The following is an 18,999-nucleotide window of genomic DNA, read 5'->3' on the forward strand; positions in this document are numbered from 1 at the left end:
CGATCAGCGTACCATGTGCGACTCTACGTACCTATACCACATCCTGCTGCACCCGCATGGTTCTTTCTACTTCGAAGCGTCTTCTACTTTTTTGCCTCTATGTTAGTCTCGCTAGCTGTCGAAGCGAGCAAATAGTATTTCAGGCTGCCACGCCGCCTGAGCAGCACGTATCAGCCGTTAGTAACCTGCCGGTCGTAGTGTACGAGGCGCGTGCCAATAACATGGACGCTCCAGTTAGGGCACAGGGGAAGTCGCTACAGATGGCGCTACCTAGCAAAGGGCAGAAGGCCACAATCAAAAAAAGAATCGTGCGCGCAGCTGCTGTAGCTAGGCAAGCGATACGGCCACGGCTACTCAGCAAATCCAACATAACTGCCGTGCGCGAGGTGCAGGATGAAGGCGAAGGCCAGCCAGCATTACTGGTGCTAGGTATTCTGCTGGTATTGGCAGGTATAGCAGGTGGCTTTTTGATAGGCGGCGGAATCGGGTTTTTTGTGGGGCTGCCTATTGGATTGTTAGGATACTACTTCTTCATGAAAGGCTTATTGGGACCCAACGCTTGGATAGAAGTAGGCAATGAGTTGTTCCAGCTATAAAAAGCTAGGTAGTATTTCAGATGAAGCGAGAAGGTTACAGTCAGCAGCTAGCAGCGCTGGGCTCATAATACCTGTCGAGTGCGTCTAAAATTGCCAAACGTGGCAACCTTACCTTTGCCCACGTTGTTCTCCTCGGTTGAATCTTCTGAATGTAGTATGGCTATTATCCCCACGCACCGACCACGGCGCAATCGTAAGTCGCAAGTAATCCGTGACTTAGTACAGGAAACCACGCTTTCTGTTCACGACTTTATCTATCCTCTCTTCATGATTGAGGGGCAGAACCAGGCCATCGAAATAAAATCGATGCCAGGTATTCATCGCTTCTCCCCCGACCGCATCATTGATGAAATTGGCGCCTGTGTTGAGCTAGGTATCAAATCATTTGCTCCTTTTCCGGGCTTGGAAGATGGCGTGAAAGACCGCCTTGCCCGCGAAAGCGCCAACCCTGAAGGCCTTTACCTACGCACTATTGCCGAAATCAAGCGCCAGTTTCCAGAGGTCGTACTTATGACCGACGTGGCTATGGACCCATATTCGAGCGACGGCCACGACGGCGTAGTAGACCCCGAATCGGGCGAAATCCTGAACGACGCGACCCTAGAAGTACTCGGGCAGATGTCGTTGGCCCAAGCTCGCGCGGGTGCTGATGTTATTGCCCCCAGCGACATGATGGACGGTCGCGTGGCCTTTATCCGCGACGTGCTCGATAGCAACGGCTTCAGCAACGTGAGCATCATGAGCTACACGGCTAAATATGCTTCCGCGTTCTACGGCCCGTTCCGCGATGCTCTTGACTCGGCGCCAAAGAAAGGCGACAAGAAAACGTACCAGATGAACTACGCCAACCGTCGTGAAGCCTTGCGCGAGCTAGCCCTCGACGAGCAAGAAGGCGCCGACATGGTGATGGTGAAGCCTGCCCTGAGCTACCTCGACATTATTCGCGAAGTGCGCAACGCCACCACACTGCCCGTCACGGCTTACAACGTAAGCGGCGAGTACGCGCTGGTGAAAGCAGCTGCCCAAAACGGCTGGGTCGACGGCGAAAAGACCATGATGGAAGTGCTCATGAGCATCAAGCGCGCTGGCGCCGACGCTATCCTGACCTACTTCGCCAAGGAAGCTGCCGCCGTACTGAAGCGGGGCTAGGTCATAAGAAGAAAGTAGCGCGAAACTCCTGCTTCGCGTATCGTTGAACGCTGATCGTTTGCTAGGTTGCAACACGAACTGTTCAACTATACGCGAAGCAGGAGCTTCGCGCTACTTTTTTATGCTCACCGTCCGCCAAGCTACTTCCGCCGATATACCTTCCATTCTGGCCCTCGTTCGTCGAGTGGTGCCACTAATGATTGCTGCGGGCAACTTTCAATGGTCAGCTGATTACCCGAACGAAGCTGTCTTTCAGCAAGATATTACCCGGCAGCATTTGTGGATTGCCGAGCTCGACGGTCAGCTAGTAGGGATAGCAGCTCTTACGAATGACCAAGACGAGGAATACGCCCAAGCCGATTGGAACGTAACAGAAACAGCTCTGGTCACGCACCGCTTAGCCGTTGACCCCGCCGCACAGGGGAAAGGCGTGGCGGTAGCCTTATTAAACAAAGCCGAAGAGCTAGCCCGAGAACAGGGCCTGCACGTACTCCGCGTCGATACGAACTCTGAAAATCAAGCAACGCAGCGGCTCTTTCCAAAGCTAGGATACCGCTTTGCGGGGGAAATCACGCTCGGTTTTCGGCCCGGACTGCGGTTCTTTTGCTACGAAAAGCGCCTATCGTAGCGCTGCTGGTTACTACTCGGGCACGGCAAAGCTCTGCAACGCCGCAAGCTCCTGCTTAACCTTCTTCTCCCAAGTAGCCTGCTTGGAAGCTAAGGTGCCGTACTGTGTTTCGACGCCGTAGCGCTGTCGTCGCTTGGCCGCCGCGGCCACAATGCGCTCCTCCGCGCTAGGCGACTTTTGCGTGCTAGTGGCAGCGGCCGAGGTAGCCGTAGCCTGGCGCAACTGGCGCGCATAGATTTCCATAATATCGAACAACGTTTGCTGAAAGCGAAGCTGCTCGGGCAAGTGCTGGCTGGGGTTAATGCTCGAAGCGGAGCGCACCAAGTTGTTGCGCACGATAATGCGCTTTTGGTGGGTGTAGATGTTGGTGCGCGTCTCAGTAGCTAGCTGAAATTCCGCCTTGCCCGTCTTGCCTTTCTTCAGCTTCACACCGAAGTCGTTGACCGTGAGGCGGTGTTTGGCACTCCAAGGCACCAGATCGGTTGTTGCTGTTTGGGCTTGGCTTGAAGATGTAACGAAGCTAAGTAGAAGAGCTAGGATACCTATCGATATTCTCATGTAGGATAAATAGTGAAATGGGCGCGAGAAGATACAAGCCGAAGGCTTACGGTCCATAAAACGCACGTCCATTTTGGTTCGACAACCTAGGTGTCGGACTGGCGGGCGTCCGCTGCTATTCTGCGAAAGGCCACCGTTTCTGCTGCCGGCTCCACAACAGAAAGGCCACAATGCCGGCCGCAATAACGGCTAACCCCGAGAGCATAAACGTGGCCCCTGTACTCCAGAAGACCCCTAGCCACACGACCACGGCAACAATTACCGGCAACGGATAAAGCGGCATTCGGAAGGGCAAATGAGCTGTGCCGCGCCGGCGCCGCAGGAGTACCAGCCCGATGGCTTGCCCTACAAACTGCACCAAGATGCGCATAGCTAGTATGGCACTAATGACCTCGCCTAGCCGGAACAACAAGCTGAATACAAACCCTACGCCGCCCAGAATCAGGAGCGAAACGTGGGGAAAGCGTTTGGTGGGATGCACTTTGGCGAAAAGCGGAAGAAACTCGCCATCGGCGGCGGCGGCATATGGAATGCGCGAGTAGCCGAGCAACACCGCAAACAACGATGCAAACGCCACCCACAGCACCAGCGCCGTCGCGAGCTTGGCGGCCGTAGCGCCGTAGATTTTCTCCACGAACGTGCTAACGATGAACTCTGAATGCTGAGCCTCTTGCCACGGAATGACGGTGCCCACGCTCCAGTTGAGCAGCAGGTACAAGGCCATGATACCCAAGATGCTCAGGAAGATGCTGCGCGGAATAAGCTTGTGCGGCTCCTTTACCTCCGCTCCTAGATGACACACGTTGTAATACCCTAGGTAGCTGTAAATGGTCTTCACGGCCGCTTGGCCCATAGCCGCCGACAGCAAGATGCCCGGTAACGCCGAGAAGCCCCCGGTCGGCATCCAAGCTACGGTGTGCTCGGAGTGCGTGATGCCGCCAAAAATCAGCCAGCCCATCAGACCGAGTACACCAAACCACAGCATAACCCCCAGCCGGCCAATGTCTTCGATGCGGCGATAGAGCAACGCAATGAGGGCCAGTACCGTGATGCCTGACACGAGCTTGGGTTGCCACCACGCCGTGAGCGGCACGAGGTAGCCGAAGTACTGGGCGAAACCGATAGCTCCGGAGGCCACTACCAGCGGGGCCTGCACCAGCGTTTGCCACACGTAGAGAAACGACATCAGGCGGCCCCACTTATGTTCCCCGTAGGCTAGCTTCAGAAAGCGGTAGGAGCCGCCCGCCTCCGGATGGGCCGCGCCCAGTTCCGACCAAATCAGGCCGTCGACAATGGCTAAACCTGCACCGACAAGCCACGCCAGCAGAAAGTACGGCCCCATAAACCCCATCACCAGCGGCAAGGTGACGAAGGGCCCGATGCCGACCATGTCGATCATGTTCAGGGCCGTCGCCTGCAACAGGCCTAGGTTACGACGGAGAGTAGGAGTGGCAGGGTCAACGTGAGCCATAGGCAGAAGCTGAAAAGAAGAGGTACCCAGTAAGACAACGGGATTTAAAAGCTCAAGAACGCTGAAATGTTCAAGGCGGCCAACGGAGCGGTTTCCAACTTTGCCTACCTAGCCTGCGCGGGGACATTGAGCAGACCATGGATCGATTGGGAAAAGCGATTCAAAATCGCTATCCGAAAATCAAGCATATCTTCGTCGAGACGAGTTCCTCCACGGCACATGCATCCTAGTGCCGTTCTAACCTCCTGCCGCTGCCATGCGTAGAGCAGCGGTATAACCACACTCTATGTCCGGACACTCTTCCTCAAAGTTTGCTATTTACGGGGCTATTGCGGCCAACATTGCTATTGCCGTCAGCAAGTTTGTGGCAGCGTACTTCACCGGTAGCTCGGCTATGCTGTCAGAAGGTATTCACTCCTTCGTCGATAGTGGCAATGGGTTTTTGATTTTGCTAGGCGTCAAGCAAAGCGAAAAACCCGCAACCGTTCAGCATCCTTTTGGGCGCAGTAAAGAGTTGTATTTCTGGGCGTTGATCGTGGCCGTGTTGGTGTTTTCGGTTGGGGGTGGCATGTCGTTCTACGAAGGCATCGAGCATCTGCGCCACCCGGCGCCCATCACTGATCCTACTTGGAACTACGTGGTGCTCGGCCTCTCCATCCTCTTCGAAGGAATCTCGTGCACCCTCGCCTTAAAAGCCTTTAACAAGGACCGCGGCGACATGGGCTTTTTCGAAACGCTACGGCGCAGCAAAGACCCGTCGGTATTCGCCATCCTGATGGAAGATATTGCCGCCTTGGTCGGGCTAGCATTTGCCCTGGCTGGTGTGTACCTAGGTCATGCCCTGAACAACCCCTACTTCGACGGCGCCGCTTCTATCCTGATTGGGTTGCTGCTGGTAAGCGTCGCTATATTCTTGATTTATAAGACGAAAGGCCTGCTAATCGGCGAAGGCGTGGACGAAGAAACGCTTGCCTCGCTACAAGCCATTGCCTGCGCCCAACCCGGCGTTGAAAACGTGCGTCCGCCGCTGACCTCTTACCTAGGTCCGCAGGATGTGGTGCTGGCCTTGGATGTACAGTTTGAACGTAACCTATCGGCCGCGCAAGTAGAACAGGCCATCGATGGGTTGCAGGATGCCATTCGAGCAAAATACCCTGAATTTAAGCGCATCTTTATCGAAGCCAAACCCATTGGCCAGAAAGAGCGCACCGCCTCTCTCGCCCGCTAGTTACGAGCACAACGTTGTGCTTGAGTGCTCCCGACAGCTAGCTGATTTCGCCCTCAGCGTCGGGAAAACCGTTTGTTAACCCCCTTCTTTCCCAATGCCTGCCAAACACACCGAAGACCCCGATTTTGGCCCTAACCCTTTCCAATCTTTTTGGATGGGTGGCTATGAGTGTACCGATCAGCTGAACGCCTTCGGTAACCGAGTAGACTTCCTGAATGTAACCAACCATTTGGAGTTGCTCAACGAGGATTACCAAGACCTGAAGCCTTTCGGTATCGGTACCGTGCGGGAAGGTATTCGCTGGAGCTTCGTCGAGAAGATACCGTATCAGTACGATTGGAGCACCGTGCAGGTGCTGCTCGACGCTGGCAAGCGCCACGGCATTCAGCAGGTGTGGGATCTATGCCACTTCGGCTACCCCGACGATCTAACGCCATTGCACCCCATGTTTGCGCGGCGCTTTGCGGCTCTATGCCGTGCCTTCGTGGAGTTTTACCGCTCGCAGCGCCCCGACGATACGCTCATCATAACGCCTATCAACGAGGTGAGCTTCATGTCGTGGCTAGGGGGCGATGCCCGCGGTACTTCGCCGTATTGCGTGGGGCAGGGCTGGGAAGTGAAATACCGCCTGATGAAAGGGTACGTGGAAGGCGTAGCTGCGCTGCGCGAGGCCGACCCAAGCGTCCGCATCCTGACCACGGAGCCGCTTATTAACATTGTGCCACCACCGTGGGCTGATGCCGACCACCGTCGCCGTATCGCAGAATGGCACGACCACCAGTTTCAGTCAGTAGACATGCTATCGGGGCGGATATGCCCCGAGCTAGGAGGACGCCCGGAGTTTATCGACATCCTAGGGTTCAACTTTTACTACGATAACCAGTGGCAGCTTGACCCCTACGAGCGTATTCCGTGGGCCGAAGAGCCTGCCGATGCCCGGTGGCGCCCACTAAATGAGCTGCTAATGGCAGCCCACAAGCGTTACAACTGCCCCGTGGTGCTCACCGAAACTAGCCACCCTGGCGTCGACCGCCCGAAATGGACGCGCATGATTGCCGAGGAATGTGCCCAGGCGATCCGCAAAGGCGTGCCATTGTGGGGCGTGTGCTTGTACCCCATCATCGACCGTCCTGACTGGGACCACCTCACGCCCTGGCACCAATCTGGCCTGTGGGACGCGGAGTTGCGCCCCGATGGCGAGCCACATCACCGGGTATTGTATGAGCCCTACGCTACGGCGTTGCGAGCAGCGCAAGCCAAGGTGGCCGCCGCTTTGCCCGTTCCAAATCCTAAAGTTAACCCCGTTTCTTTGTCCTTATCCTAATGCCTATGAGTCCGTCAGCTGCTACCACCGAGTTGTTGGCACGTTTCCGTCGTGCCTTCGCCGATTCGACCTTGTCGGCCGAGGAAGCACGCGACTTACGGGAGCGGCTGGCGGCACATGGCTTACAGGGTAATGAATTGGAAGCCCTTCGCCATCAGTTATTTGCGATGGCGGAAGAACGTTTTAACACATTCAAGGACAAGAAAACGGTAGAGTGGCTGGAGGCGGCTAGTGCATTACTGCTGTCGCCAAGCACTCCGCAGCTAGCTCACGCCGAGGTGTTTTTCAGCCCCGGCACTGAGTGCCTAGATGCGATTTTGGGCTTCATCAACCGAGCAGCGCATCGCCTAGATGTGTGCGTGTTTACGATTTCTGACGACCGGATTGCGGAAGCCTTACTTGCAGCACACCGCAAGGGCACAACCATCCGGCTGCTCACCGACAACGACAAGCTCCACGACCAAGGCTCCGACATAAAAGCGTTGCAAGCGGCTGGGCTAGCGGTACGAATCGACAACACGCCCAACCACATGCACCATAAGTTCGCTCTCGCCGACGAGCGGCTAGCTTTGACCGGGAGCTATAACTGGACGCGTTCAGCAGCTCTCGCCAACTTGGAGAATCTGCTCATCACCGACAATACCACGGTGGTGCAGCGCTATGCCACCGAGTTTAATCGTCTTTGGCAGGAAATGCAAGTCTACGAAGGTCACTAGCTGAAAGCAGTTGGTGTCCATGTATTTGCGTCAAAAGTAGTTACTTGCTGTATGCAAACAGTTACACCCTTGGCCGTTGCCTACCTAGCTTCGCCGGTGGGCCTTTTGGAGTTGCGCGGCACCGATGCGGGCTTAGCGGCGGTGCTTTTCCGACAGGACGGAGAAGCTGCTCCGACGCCCCCCGATACCTTGCCAACTTGCCTACGCGAAGCCGCGCAACAGCTGCAAGCCTACTTTGGCCGGGAGTTACGCACCTTCGACCTAACTTATGATTTACAACAAGGCACTGATTTTCAGCGTCGCGTTTGGGCTGCACTTCCCGGCATTGGGTATGGTCGAACGGCCTCTTACCTCGACCTAGCTCGCCAACTCGGCGACCCAAAAGCCGTGCGCGCCGTGGGCGCCGCCAACGGCCAAAACCCCTTGGCCATCGTGTGTCCATGCCACCGAATCATCGGCGCCGGTGGGCAGCTTACAGGATACGCCGGTGGCCTAGCACGTAAGAAGTGGCTATTGACTTTCGAGAACCCGCCTGCGCAAGGAGAGTTGTTTTAGCTAGGGTATGATGAGTTAGTTGACACAACCGAGCTTCTCGGACACAGTTAGTACGTTCTTTCCTAATGCTTTTTCAGAAGTAGGCTCCATATAAAAAGCGCTGCTTAGGGTAGCTGAATTTCAAGTACTCGTTTCTCCATGTTCAGAACCATGAGTGTGCTGTCGAGTTGTTCTGGCACACAGTCTAGTAGCTCTCGCTCATGTAGATACTGTTGATAGGAATGAGGCCCTAAGTGAACTACAAGTTGGTAGAGGTGCTGAGTGGGGCCTTGGCCTTTCGAACTGCGTTCCAACCAAGCGCGTAAGACGAGTTGATGCGTCTGGGCCACCGAATCCAGCAAATAATCTGCTTCCCATTCTGGACCGAGTACCCCATCACACCAGCAGCCTCTGAGGTCAGGCTTGGCAGCCTGCAACAAGGACGCAGAAAGCGCCCATTCTAGTTGTTCCAGAAAGGCTTCAGTGATCATATAGTAGGTAACGTACTAAGCTAGTTGTGAATAGGCGAAACTTAGAATCACTGTTTTTGCTGTAGCTTATACAGCATTTTAACTCCTTCCCTCAATGACGTAGGCTGACGTCCTAGCATCTGTGCTAGGTCGGGACTTACTTCGGCTTCCTGGCCGTGTTCGATATCGGTCATAAACCCTAGGGTCCGTTCGATGACAAGTGCTGGCACCCCACGATCTTGCATGCGTGCCGCAAAGGTGGCTGGCTCAGCGGGCGTATAGGCGACCTGCTTTCCCGATGCCGCCGTTAGCGCCGCGGCTACGTCGTCGAAGGAGTAGGCTTCGCTGCCAGTGAAGTGGTAGATGCGGTTATCGCAGTCACGCTCCAGCAAGGCATTTGCAATGGCTTCGCCCATTTCACTGCGGAGAGCAAAGGATACTTTGCCCTGGCCTGCCGGCAGATTAATACCCGTTTCCAGCACTTGAGGGCCCGTAAACAGCGGCAGCACATCCATATAAAGGATGTTGCGGAAAATAAGATAGGACAACCCGCTGGCTTGGATGTACGCTTCCGTTTGGAAATGGCGTACCATCAGGTGATTGGCTAGGGTGCTAGGGTCTTTAAGGGCTCGGCTTGTGTAAGCGAGACAACGTACTCCAGCCTTTTTAGCTGCGTCTACCACGTTCTGGTGTTGCTGTAGCGCGTCCTCTTCGCCACCGCCCGAGATGAGGAGTACTTTCTCGATGCCTTGCATGGCTTTTTCCAGCGAGGCTGGGTCATCATAGCTGCCTACCCGAATGCTTACTCCTTGTGCTTGCAAGTCAGCAGCTTTGTGCTCGTCGCGTACTAAGGCGGCCAGCTGCGTGGCCTCGGTCTTGCGCAAAAGGGTTTGCAGCACAGCTGTACCTAGGTGTCCGGTAGCTCCAGTTACTAAGATCATAGGAAGAATTTTGCGTGAATACCTGAGCTACTTGCTGTCCGTCCCAGCCTAGCTAGGTAAGGCAGAAATAGCGGAACGTTATGATGCAAAATTCAGCGCCAGCGCCAAGCGGGAGAATGGCTGATTGGGGGTAAGATGTGGCGAAAAGTCGGTAAGTGCGTTTGACCTAGCTAACTTGCCGATAAGCAGTGGGAGAGAGGCCTGTGCTTTTCTTGAAAAACCGGCTGAACGCAAACTGATCGGCAAAGTGCAGACTCGCCGCGACTTGGTAGACAGCCAAGGTATGGTTCTGCAACAAGACCTTGGCTTCGAGTACCACTGCTTCGGCTATCCAGTCGCTGGCAGTCCGGCCGGTTACAGCTTTTACCAGTTCTGTGAGGTACTTCGGGCTGATGCACAGGGCGGCAGCGTAAAATTTTACGCTCCGAGCGGAAACGCAATGCGCTTGAACCAACTGCCGGAAAGACTTCGCTAGCAACTGGCTTCTGGGCTGGCTCACTGGCAGTACAACCGCTTGCTGGTCGTACAATTCACCTATTTCGTACAGCAGGCTGTTGAGGATGTTTTTTAAAATATTATCCCGTTGAGCGCTGGGTGCCTTGTACTTCTGCTGCAAAAAGCGAAAGGAAGCGGCAATGTTAGCGGCCTGTGCAGCTGAGAGCTGGAGCACGTAGGTAGGAGGCGCGACGAAAAAGCGAAGGTTGCCGGTCGCCGCATTATTGGTCGTGATGAACTCCTTAGTGAAAAAGACGGATAACGTTTCGTAATCATCGGTGATGTGCAGCCACTGCTTGAGCACATCTGGGGTTGCTAGAATTAGACAATCGGGAGATACGGTGTACGTCTCTAGGTTCGCTTTTAGCTCGGCTGTTCCCCGCAGACAAAGGCTGATCTTGTAGTAGTCGCCACGGTAGGGAAGGTGCAGAGGGAGCCTAGGTTTCGGCCCTGCATAATCCGGAAAGAACACCTCCGAGGCGACCTCATTATCGCTGGCAAATGCCTGCAATCGATAGGTTGGAATAGGTTCGCTCATTGAAAAAGCAGTGTGGTAGTAGGCCCTTGTGCCGCTGATCTTCTAACGAAATAGCACCAGCAAGTTACCACACTCTCGTTCCTATTGCCTTGCAAAATATTGCTGGCGTACCAATCCGCATAAGCACAAGCAAAATGCGGCAAACCAAGTTTAGAAGAAGAACTTGATTTGCCGCAAAGCAAGATTACGAGTCAGCTACCTAGGTTGTAGCGCTGTTATTGCAGCGGTTTGTGAGTCAGAACGTTGAATAAGCTCTTGGCGAACTTTGCGTTAAAAGGAGAGCTAGGTAGCGTATCGACGGCGAGCTTGGCGCTTTTCAAGCCGTGGATCACGCCGCCACCCGAAAAGCCCCGTACTATTTCCTCGCGCGCGTTGTTGAGCACAACGAGGTGGGGCCACTTGTTGGTGAGCTGCTTTACCTTCAGCAAGCGCTCCGAAACGGCCAAGTTGGCGAACTGAGGCGTCAGTAGGGCTGACAAGAGACTATCCATCAAGGCTTTCAGCGGCTTGTACCAGTAGTGAAACACGTAGTGGTTGCTGGGCACTAGCTGTGTTTTGGTGGGCAGTACCAGGGAAAAAGCTACTTGCTCAGTCACGAGCCATTTGCCGTTGCGATACAGCGTGTCGAGGGTGGAGCACACGTCGGGCAGTAAGCTAGCTACTTCCTGGGTCAGGCCGAGTACCCCCGAATTCCACATATACTGCGTTTTCTGAAATTGGTGTTGCTGGTCACCAATCTGAAACGGTTGCGAGTCGATGTAATTGACGGCTTTCTGAATGCCTTGTGCTTCTTCAGAAGAAACGCCCTTTGTAACAGAATCGACGTAGCGAGCCTCACGCATGTGCATCAGGCTTACCCCTGGCTGCATGAGTCCAAGCAGTTCATTGGATGAAGCCACAAAGAACGTATCCGAATCGCAGAATAGTACACTATCAGTAGGGTAGTCGCGAAACAGCCGATCGATTACAATGGCTTTGGCCCGGTGGATATAACGTTGGGGGCCATACATTTCTTCTAGGCTAGCGGGAGTCAATAATTTGTATTCAATGGGTAGGCCTGTCAGATAAGGAGTAAAGGCATCTGGCCGGTCAGTATATACCACTGTTTTTACGTTGGTTTTGTCACCGGCATACCATGCCCAAAAGCTTAGAATGGCAAAGACGGCACGATGGTGTTCGGTAGTGCGTCCATAAGAGAGGATAATGTGGTGTGTCATATTCAAGGAGGGGATAAGTAGCAGGTCGGAAGATCAATCCTACAAAGATACAATTAACTCGAAAATATATGGAAAATGTTCAAAATAGAAAAGGAAATATTATAATCGTGTGACTTAGAGCATTATGTAATTACTATATAAGGTAAAGCGCTATCCTGTGGCGAGTAGCCTGCATCATCTGACAGGAACTTGAAGAGGGCAACGCATGTCCTGCACACAGGATCTGAAAGGTGAGCTAGCGAGGCAGTAGCGTATAACCCTGGCCAAGATGGTAACTTGCGACAGGGTGAGCTGATGCGTCGGTAGAACCTAGGTCCTTTGCGAAACGCCTCGACTAGTAGTACTTTGCTGAGAAGTTTATATCCGTTTTTATCACGCGCACCTCACATGAAGAAATTAGTGTGGTTGGCAGCGCTGCTCCTGTTGGCAGCGGCTACTCCTACCCAAGCACAGCGAAAAGTTAAAATCAAGACCAAGCCTGGTACTGCGGCCCCGTTGGACAAGGCGAGCCGGTTGCTGCCGCTTTTTGGAGGCGCTTCGGCGGCGCAAGCTGAGCAAGTTGTAGGGCCAGCATTCCTAGCTGATGTAGCGAAGAGCTTCGCTTCCCGAACCGAAGCCAGCAAGTTCTTTTCTGATAAAGGATATGAGTACTTAGTTGAAAACCAGCCTGATACTGCAGTGTATCGGTTCAACCTAGCGTGGCTGCTCGATCAGAAGAACGCCGATGCGTACCGTGGCCTTGGCGTAATCGCCAGTCAGCGCGCCAACAACGACGAAGCTATCAGCTTGATTACGCAGGCATTAGCCATTGAGCCCACCAATGCACAGCTGATGGCCGATTTGGGTGCTAGCTATTTGATTCAGTACGAAAAAGACAAGAAGAAAAAGAGCCTTAGCCAAGCCATGGATTACCTGCAAAAAGCCATAGCGACGGACCCCAAAAACGCTGGGTCTTGGCAGCAGCTAGCTCGCGGCTACTACTTGCAGGAAAACTTCGCCAAAGCCTGGGAAGCCGTGCATACGGGCCAGAACCTGAATATGACAAGCCTTGATTTTCAACTGATTGGTGACTTAATAGCCAAGATGCCCGACCCAGAAGGCAAATTCAAATAAACTGAGGCGCCCAGCGTTACTATACTATACTATTACCAAACCGAGGGCTGAGCGAAGTCGTATGTTCGGCCCTTCCCTGTTCCCACCAAGCACAACCTACCCGTGAATTACCGTTCGCTGCTTCTGAGCGCATTCTTACTTACCGCATTGCTGCCGCGCACCGGAGCCGCCCAAACTAGTCCTGAGCGCCGGCGGCGGTTTTACAACAGCCAAGCGCGGCCTTACCACCGAGGCCCCGTGCGGCTGACTGCTGGCCTAGGGGCTGGCTTCTACAACGGCGACCTGACCAGCAGCCTTAGCAATAATTTTCCTGGCGTTAGCGGAAGCTTGGGCGTGTTGTACCAGCTGTGGCCGCACTTGCTGATTGGCAGCGAAATAGCGGCTTTCCAGATTGGAGCCAAAGATGACATCCCGGAGCGCAACCTAGCTTTTCGAGCCCGTAATGGGTCGGGCGAAGTGTTCTTCCGCTACGAACCTTTCCACGACGAAGCAGAATACGCCGATCCTCGTGGCCCCGGCGCCATCGTGAAACCGTATCTGAAGGCGGGTGTCGGTTTGCTGCTTTACAACCCCAAGAGCTACAACGGTACTACGCGCCCCGAGACGTATACCACGTTCCTAGGGCCAGAACGCAACGACTATCCCGCTATGGCCATTGTGGCGCCCGTAGGCCTAGGGGTCACAGTACGCCTGACCCGTTCGCTCAACGCAACGGCGGAAGCGGCCTACTACTTTACTACTACTGACCACCTCGATGATGTGAGTCAACGCGCTAACTCAGCGGCTAACGACGGCTATGCCCGCGCGGAGCTAAAGCTAGAATATGCCCTTTGGTAAGTGTAGCGCGGAGCTCCCACTTTGCGCTACATTATCACAACCAAAAAAGGCCCGTCAGATGACGGGCCTTTTTGTTAGGTAGTTGGAGTGGCGCAGGAGGTTATTGCTTTACAAAGCGCTGGTGGAATTCCTTCTGCCCGTCGCTGACGCTGAGCGTGTAGAGGCCGCTAGCTAGGTTGGCTACGTTCAATTGGCCGTTGCCATCGTAGGAAACGCCCTTCACCGCTGCGCCACGTGCGTCGAATACGTGTACCGTTTTCACCGTTGCGTTGTCGGGCAGGGAGAGGCGCAGTACGTCGGTAGCGGGGTTTGGATATACCTCGAACTGACGACCCGGAGCTTGGCTGAGCGATTCTCCTTTGGTCGTAGTCAGACCCGCAACACCCGTGTTGTCGAAGGTGCCGCCGCTGACGGTAACCGAGTAATCTTCCGTTTCGCCGTAGCTATAGGTGCCGCAGCTAGTCGCCGTAGAGTTATAGCTCATCACCACGCGCATCCGGGTTTTACCAGTCTTGGCGGTGGTGGGTACTGTGAAGGTAGTGGATAACGTAGCCGCGCTAGCCGACGAGCCCGAAACAATTGTCTCGCCCGAATCGGTAAAGTCGCCATCCTGGTTCCAGTCGATGTAGATTCTCCAGTATTCCGTGTAAGCGGAAGAAGAAAAGCCCGCGCTGAAGTTTAACGTCTGCGAAGAGCCGGCTGCTACGCTCGTGGCGGTTGCCGTGCCGTCGTAGTAGCCACCATCGGCGCTCGACGTGCGGTTGATGGTACCTAGCTTCACTAAGTCAATCCATTCGTACGTAGAAGTGCCTTTGGAGCTGCAATACGCGGTGCTCGTGGTGGGTGGAGGCGTAGTCGTGCCACCGCCGTACACAGCGCCTACGCCCACGGCATACCAGGCATTGGTCGTAGCAATTACTTGCGCTGAGCCTGCGCCATACAAGTCGGTAGCGGCTTGAATAGCGGCCGTGCGGGCGCTGGCATAATTGGAAGAAGATGTGAGGTACACATCTTCCGCCCGGAAGGTAATCTTCGCGGCGACATCAATGCCCAGTCCCGTTACAGAGTAGCTGCTGCCGATGTCGTTGGTTCCGCTACCGCCTTGGCTGAGCAGGTAGAACCAATAATTGAGTACGCCCGAGTTGGTATGCACGCCGCCATTATCCGACGTGCCAGCGTACCAGTACGTGCCTTTGTAGGTGTCGGGCTGCTGATACTGGTTGGGGTTGCTCATAGAGCGCAAAGCGCCGCCCGCTTTCATGATTTCTTCGCCAATGAGCCACGTGCTCTTGCCCGTGAGGCCGTAGGTGCTCACGGCGCGCGCTTCCACGCAGGCACCCCAAATGTCAGAGAAGCCTTCGTTCATGGCGCCCGACTCGTACGAGTACGTTAGGTTCGCCGTATTTTCACACACAGCGTGGCCGATTTCGTGGCCGCACACGTCCATGGCCGTAAGCGGCTTGAAGGTGCTAGCACCGTCGCCGTAGGTCATGCGCGTGCCATCCCAGAAAGCGTTTTCGTAGCCGGCGCCGCCTGGTTGGTCGTCGAAGTGCACGTAGCTCTTGATTTTAGCGCCAGCGTTGTCGAACGAGTTACGGCCGTGTACCGCCTTCCAGTAGTCGTAGGTGGCCTGGGCACCAAAGTGGGCATCGCCAGCCACGTTGTCGTAGTTGGTGTTGTTGTACTCGGCGGCCGTCCAGTTGTTGTCGGCGTCGATAAAGTCGGTAGCGGAAGTGTAGCTGTTGCTTTTTTTGCAGTTGTACGTCTCAATACCTAGGCCGCGGGTGTACTCGCGCAGCCGGTAGCCGCCGGTGGTCGTCTCGTCAGCCAAGGAGCGGGTACCGCTGTACGCGGTGGCAAAGCTACCGGTGGCGCCAGCGTGCTTAATGATATCATCCTTCATCACCACTTGGCCCGTTTGGGCATCCACGTAGATGTAGGCGCGGCTCACGGGTTGCTGGGCATACACGTTGAACTTCCAAGCGAGCACAGGCTTAGCTGTTCCTGCTTCGCTTGGGGGCGTCACAATAACCAGTTCGCCGGTCGGCTTGTAGGTAGCAGCTAGGTCGTTTTTGTCCTGTCGCAGGTTGGCTTCTTCGGTGGCGTCTTGCCACATATACTTCCGAGCGTCTACGTAGTCGAGGGCGCGCTGCAAAGCAGCAGTGGCGGTGAGCGACGGAGTCACATTCAGCTCCTTGATCGGTGCAAAGTGCCCACTGATGCTCTCAATGGTGCCCTGACGAGCGTGCACGCTGTAGGAAGCATGCTCTACCTTAATGCCGCGATAATATTGATCAAAGCGCTCGTGCACGAAGCCAAGCTGATCGGTCTCTGCCTTGGTTTGGAGTACCTGATCATTTTTGGTGAGCTGCAGTTGATCGGTAAGAGCTTTGCGTGCTTCGCTGAGGCTGTAGGCTTGGCTACCTGGCTTGAAGTGCACAAAAGCGGGCGTACCATCCTCGGCGACTAGTTTCCGTTGTACCCGGTTGAGGTCCTGTGCTTGGGCATTGGCGTGAACAAGGCCACCCAATAGGAGTAAGGCAGCGGCGGAGTACTTGTGGGACATAAAGTGGGGTTTAGATTGTGTAGAAATGATAGAGCAGCTTGGATTTGCAAATAGGAGGGTTCTAACTTAATCAGATTTTAATCCTCTTACCTTCGCATGTCACAATCGCAGCGGTATTGTCCATAATCAGCGTTCTATATATTATGCAGTAAGCTCGTAATCAGTACTATGACCTGCACCGGGTAGGGCAACGCTAGCTTTTTGCTCCGGAATTTTTCGCCTTATAAGGCCTTGACACTCCCCTTCATCCAGAACCTCTCTTTCTTCTCTTCTACTATGACTTCTTCCAATGCTGCTTTGCTTACCAACCGCTGGAACCTAGCCGGCCGTACGGCCCTCGTCACCGGGGCATCGAAAGGAATCGGTGCGGCCGTTGCCGCTGAGCTGCTCCAGTTTGGCGCCACAGTGCTAGCAGTAGCTCGCCAAGCTGAAACCCTGGAAACGCAAGTGGCCGAATGGCGCGCCCAGGGCCTGGATGCGCATGCCCTAGCTGCCGACGTGAGCACCGCCGCCGGACGGGCTGCCCTGCTCGAAGCGGTACAACAACACACGCCCAAACTGGATATCCTGGTGAATAACGTGGGCACCAACATCCGCAAGAAGACACCGGCTTATAGCTCCGACGAATACCAGCACATTATGGCGACGAACCTAGAGTCGACGTTTGAGCTGTGCCGCCTGGCATACCCGTTGTTGCAGGCTGCGGCCGGAAGTAGCATCGTTAATATCTCTTCAGTGGCCGGGTTGCAGCACGTTCGCACCGGCGCCATCTACGGCATGACCAAAGCCGCCATGATTCAGCTCACTCGCAACCTAGCCGTGGAGTGGGCCGCCGACAAGATTCGGGTGAACGTAGTGGCCCCTTGGTACATCCAGACCCCGCTGGCCGCTGGCGTACTCAGCAACGATGACTATCGAAATGAAGTGCTAAGTCGCACCCCCATGCAGCGCATCGGCGAGCCGGAAGAGGTGGCTGCGGCTGTAGCTTTCCTTTGTCTGCCGGCAGCTAGCTACATCACGGGCCAATGCCTGAGCGTGGACGGTGGCTTCACGGTAAACGGGTTTTAAAGAAGTAGCGCGAAGCTCTCGCTTCGCGTACCGTTGAACGACTTGCACCTAAGTGGCACAAGGATTATCGTTCAATGGTACGCGAAGCGGGAGCTTCGCGCTACATTTTCTAGTGGGTACCCTATCCTAGGGTTACTTTATCTGATCTGGCTTGTAGAAACGCGCCGTAGCGTATTCCTACAAGTTCTACTGTTTCAGAGCTAGGTAATCGGCGGCTAGCGTGGCTAGCGTCTTGACACCTAGGGTGAAGCCGCTTTCGTCGAGCATAAAGCCGGGCGTGTGGTGCGGCGCCGTGGTAGCGGGGTCGGTGCCCTTGCTCATGCCACCCACAAACACGAAAAAGCCCGGCACTTTCTCCTGGAAATAAGCAAAGTCTTCGGCGCCGGTTACGGCCTTTTGCACGCTCACCTTATCGGCGCCGGCGGCGGTACGCAAGGAGGGCACCATCAGCTCCGTGAGTTGCGGGTTGTTGTACGTCACAGGCGCGTAGTTCTGAATGGATACGTCGGCCGTGGCGCCAGCACTTTCGGCAATGTTGGTGGCCGTGCGGCGGATAGCGGCCCAGATTTTTTGCTGCATGTCTTTATCGAGCGTGCGGATAGTGCCGGTCAGCTCCACTTGCTCCGGGATAATGTTGTTGCGCACGCCGCCGTGTATCATACCCACCGTAATCACCGCCGCATCTGATGTCAGTTCCGTTTGGCGGCTCACGATAGTTTGCAGGCCCATGATAATCTGCGCGGCCGTCACTACGGGGTCAACAGCCAGCCAAGGGTAAGCACCGTGCGCCGATTTACCCTTCACCACAATGTTGAACACATCGGAGCTGGCCATTTCGCCGCCAGACCGGTACGAGAGCTTGCCGACTTCCGTTTGAGCCTGAATGTGCACGCCAAAAATGGCATCCACCTTCGGATTTTCGAGGGCCCCCTCTTTCACCATCAGCTTGGCGCCTCCTTCCTCGCCGGGCAGCGAACCTTCTTCGGCGGGTTGGAAGATAAACTTCACGGTGCCCGGCAAATCTTTCCTGACTTGGCTCAAAACCTCAGCCGCGCCCATAAGCATGGCCACGTGCGAATCGTGGCCGCAGGCGTGCATCACGCCCACTTCCTGGCCGTTGTAAGTGGCCTTGGCTTTCGACATGAACGACAGGCTGTTGCTTTCCGTCACGGGCAAGCCATCCATGTCGGCGCGCAGAGCTACCACGGGGCCGGGCTTGCCCCCTTTCAGAATGCCAATAACGCCCGTACGAGCCACGCCGGTTTTTACTTCGATCCCTAGGCTTTTGAGGTGAGCCGCAACAATGCCAGCCGTGCGCGTTTCGTGATTACCTAGCTCTGGATGCTCGTGCAAGTCACGGCGCCAGGCAATCACCTTCGATTCCTCTTGGGCAGCTAGCTTGGCAATTCGCGCATCCAGGGCGGCATTGGATGCAGGAGGAGCCGCCGCGACAGTCGTTAGCAGGGTTGAGGCAAGCAGTGCGTAAGCAAGTTTCATAGAGGAAAAACAAGGAGCTGAAAAACGGCTCGTAAGGTACAATGCGGTTGCCA

18 protein-coding genes are annotated in these 18,999 nt (G+C 55.0%); 10 read left to right on the forward strand and 8 right to left on the reverse strand.

Going from position 1 to position 18,999, the window contains the following annotated elements; all coding sequences use genetic code 11:
* Positions 1-56 precede the first annotated feature (56 nt).
* The 3 genes from SD425_RS01205 (at position 57) to SD425_RS01215 (ending at position 2,373) form a co-directional block, all read left to right on the forward strand.
* A complete protein-coding gene (locus SD425_RS01205) occupies positions 57-596 on the forward strand; it encodes a hypothetical protein (protein ID WP_324674562.1) in 540 nt (179 codons plus the stop codon).
* Between the two features lie 156 nt (positions 597-752).
* The gene (gene hemB / locus SD425_RS01210) at positions 753-1,745 is read left to right on the forward strand and encodes a porphobilinogen synthase (RefSeq protein WP_324674564.1); all 993 of its coding nucleotides are present in this window, start codon (positions 753-755) and stop codon (positions 1,743-1,745) included.
* Positions 1,746-1,866: 121 nt separating this feature from the next.
* Entirely contained in the window at positions 1,867-2,373 is a 507-nt protein-coding gene (locus tag SD425_RS01215) for a GNAT family N-acetyltransferase (protein ID WP_324674566.1), read from the forward strand.
* 12 nt (positions 2,374-2,385) lie between these two features.
* Here the strand turns inward: SD425_RS01215 and SD425_RS01220 are convergent, their stop codons facing one another.
* Together SD425_RS01220 and SD425_RS01225 are read right to left on the reverse strand one after the other, a co-directional pair.
* Positions 2,386-2,931 (reverse strand): hypothetical protein, encoded by a 546-nt coding sequence (locus tag SD425_RS01220; RefSeq protein ID WP_324674568.1) that lies wholly within the window; start codon positions 2,929-2,931, stop codon positions 2,386-2,388.
* Positions 2,932-3,046: 115 nt separating this feature from the next.
* Entirely contained in the window at positions 3,047-4,402 is a 1,356-nt protein-coding gene (locus tag SD425_RS01225; protein WP_324674570.1) for an APC family permease, read from the reverse strand.
* 286 nt (positions 4,403-4,688) lie between these two features.
* On the opposite strand from SD425_RS01225, the gene SD425_RS01230 reads away from it, so the two are divergent.
* The 4 genes from SD425_RS01230 to SD425_RS01245 all read left to right on the forward strand — a co-directional run bounded on the left by SD425_RS01230 (position 4,689) and on the right by SD425_RS01245 (position 8,225).
* A complete protein-coding gene (locus SD425_RS01230) occupies positions 4,689-5,630 on the forward strand; it encodes a cation diffusion facilitator family transporter (protein WP_324674572.1) in 942 nt (313 codons plus the stop codon).
* A 94-nt stretch (positions 5,631-5,724) separates the two neighbouring features.
* Entirely contained in the window at positions 5,725-6,954 is a 1,230-nt protein-coding gene (locus tag SD425_RS01235) for an amine oxidase (protein ID WP_324674574.1), read from the forward strand.
* Positions 6,955-6,959: 5 nt separating this feature from the next.
* A complete protein-coding gene (locus SD425_RS01240) occupies positions 6,960-7,670 on the forward strand; it encodes a phospholipase D-like domain-containing protein (protein ID WP_324674576.1) in 711 nt (236 codons plus the stop codon).
* A 51-nt stretch (positions 7,671-7,721) separates the two neighbouring features.
* Complete coding sequence (locus SD425_RS01245; RefSeq protein ID WP_324674578.1) at positions 7,722-8,225, forward strand: methylated-DNA--[protein]-cysteine S-methyltransferase; 504 nt, start codon at positions 7,722-7,724, stop codon at positions 8,223-8,225.
* A 104-nt stretch (positions 8,226-8,329) separates the two neighbouring features.
* Here SD425_RS01245 and SD425_RS01250 read toward each other — a convergent pair whose 3' ends face one another.
* The 4 genes from SD425_RS01250 to SD425_RS01265 all read right to left on the reverse strand — a co-directional run bounded on the left by SD425_RS01250 (position 8,330) and on the right by SD425_RS01265 (position 11,865).
* Complete coding sequence (locus tag SD425_RS01250) at positions 8,330-8,695, reverse strand: hypothetical protein (RefSeq protein WP_324674580.1); 366 nt, start codon at positions 8,693-8,695, stop codon at positions 8,330-8,332.
* 47 nt (positions 8,696-8,742) lie between these two features.
* On the reverse strand, positions 8,743-9,615 hold the full coding sequence (locus SD425_RS01255) for an SDR family oxidoreductase (protein WP_324674582.1): 873 nt from the start codon (positions 9,613-9,615) through the stop codon (positions 8,743-8,745).
* Positions 9,616-9,781: 166 nt separating this feature from the next.
* Positions 9,782-10,648 carry a helix-turn-helix transcriptional regulator gene (locus SD425_RS01260; protein ID WP_324674584.1) on the reverse strand — a complete coding sequence of 289 codons (867 nt, stop codon included), beginning with the start codon at positions 10,646-10,648 and terminating at the stop codon, positions 9,782-9,784.
* A 215-nt stretch (positions 10,649-10,863) separates the two neighbouring features.
* Positions 10,864-11,865 carry a hypothetical protein gene (locus tag SD425_RS01265; protein ID WP_324674586.1) on the reverse strand — a complete coding sequence of 334 codons (1,002 nt, stop codon included), beginning with the start codon at positions 11,863-11,865 and terminating at the stop codon, positions 10,864-10,866.
* Between the two features lie 387 nt (positions 11,866-12,252).
* Between SD425_RS01265 and SD425_RS01270 the strand changes: the two genes are divergently transcribed.
* Both SD425_RS01270 and SD425_RS01275 read left to right on the forward strand, forming a co-directional pair.
* Positions 12,253-12,978, forward strand: coding sequence for a hypothetical protein (locus tag SD425_RS01270; RefSeq protein ID WP_324674588.1), 726 nt, complete (start codon positions 12,253-12,255; stop codon positions 12,976-12,978).
* A 102-nt stretch (positions 12,979-13,080) separates the two neighbouring features.
* Positions 13,081-13,815, forward strand: coding sequence for a hypothetical protein (locus tag SD425_RS01275; RefSeq protein WP_324674590.1), 735 nt, complete (start codon positions 13,081-13,083; stop codon positions 13,813-13,815).
* A gap of 100 nt (positions 13,816-13,915) precedes the next feature.
* On the opposite strand, the gene SD425_RS01280 is transcribed toward SD425_RS01275, so the two are convergent.
* The gene (locus SD425_RS01280; RefSeq protein WP_324674592.1) at positions 13,916-16,381 is read right to left on the reverse strand and encodes a M4 family metallopeptidase; all 2,466 of its coding nucleotides are present in this window, start codon (positions 16,379-16,381) and stop codon (positions 13,916-13,918) included.
* A gap of 276 nt (positions 16,382-16,657) precedes the next feature.
* Between SD425_RS01280 and SD425_RS01285 the strand changes: the two genes are divergently transcribed.
* Entirely contained in the window at positions 16,658-17,449 is a 792-nt protein-coding gene (locus SD425_RS01285) for an SDR family oxidoreductase (RefSeq protein ID WP_324674594.1), read from the forward strand.
* A gap of 186 nt (positions 17,450-17,635) precedes the next feature.
* Here SD425_RS01285 and SD425_RS01290 read toward each other — a convergent pair whose 3' ends face one another.
* Positions 17,636-18,946 (reverse strand): amidohydrolase, encoded by a 1,311-nt coding sequence (locus tag SD425_RS01290; RefSeq protein WP_324674596.1) that lies wholly within the window; start codon positions 18,944-18,946, stop codon positions 17,636-17,638.
* Positions 18,947-18,999: the final 53 nt, after the last annotated feature.

It is taken from the genome of Hymenobacter sp. GOD-10R, assembly GCF_035609205.1.
Lineage (GTDB): Bacteria > Bacteroidota > Bacteroidia > Cytophagales > Hymenobacteraceae > Hymenobacter.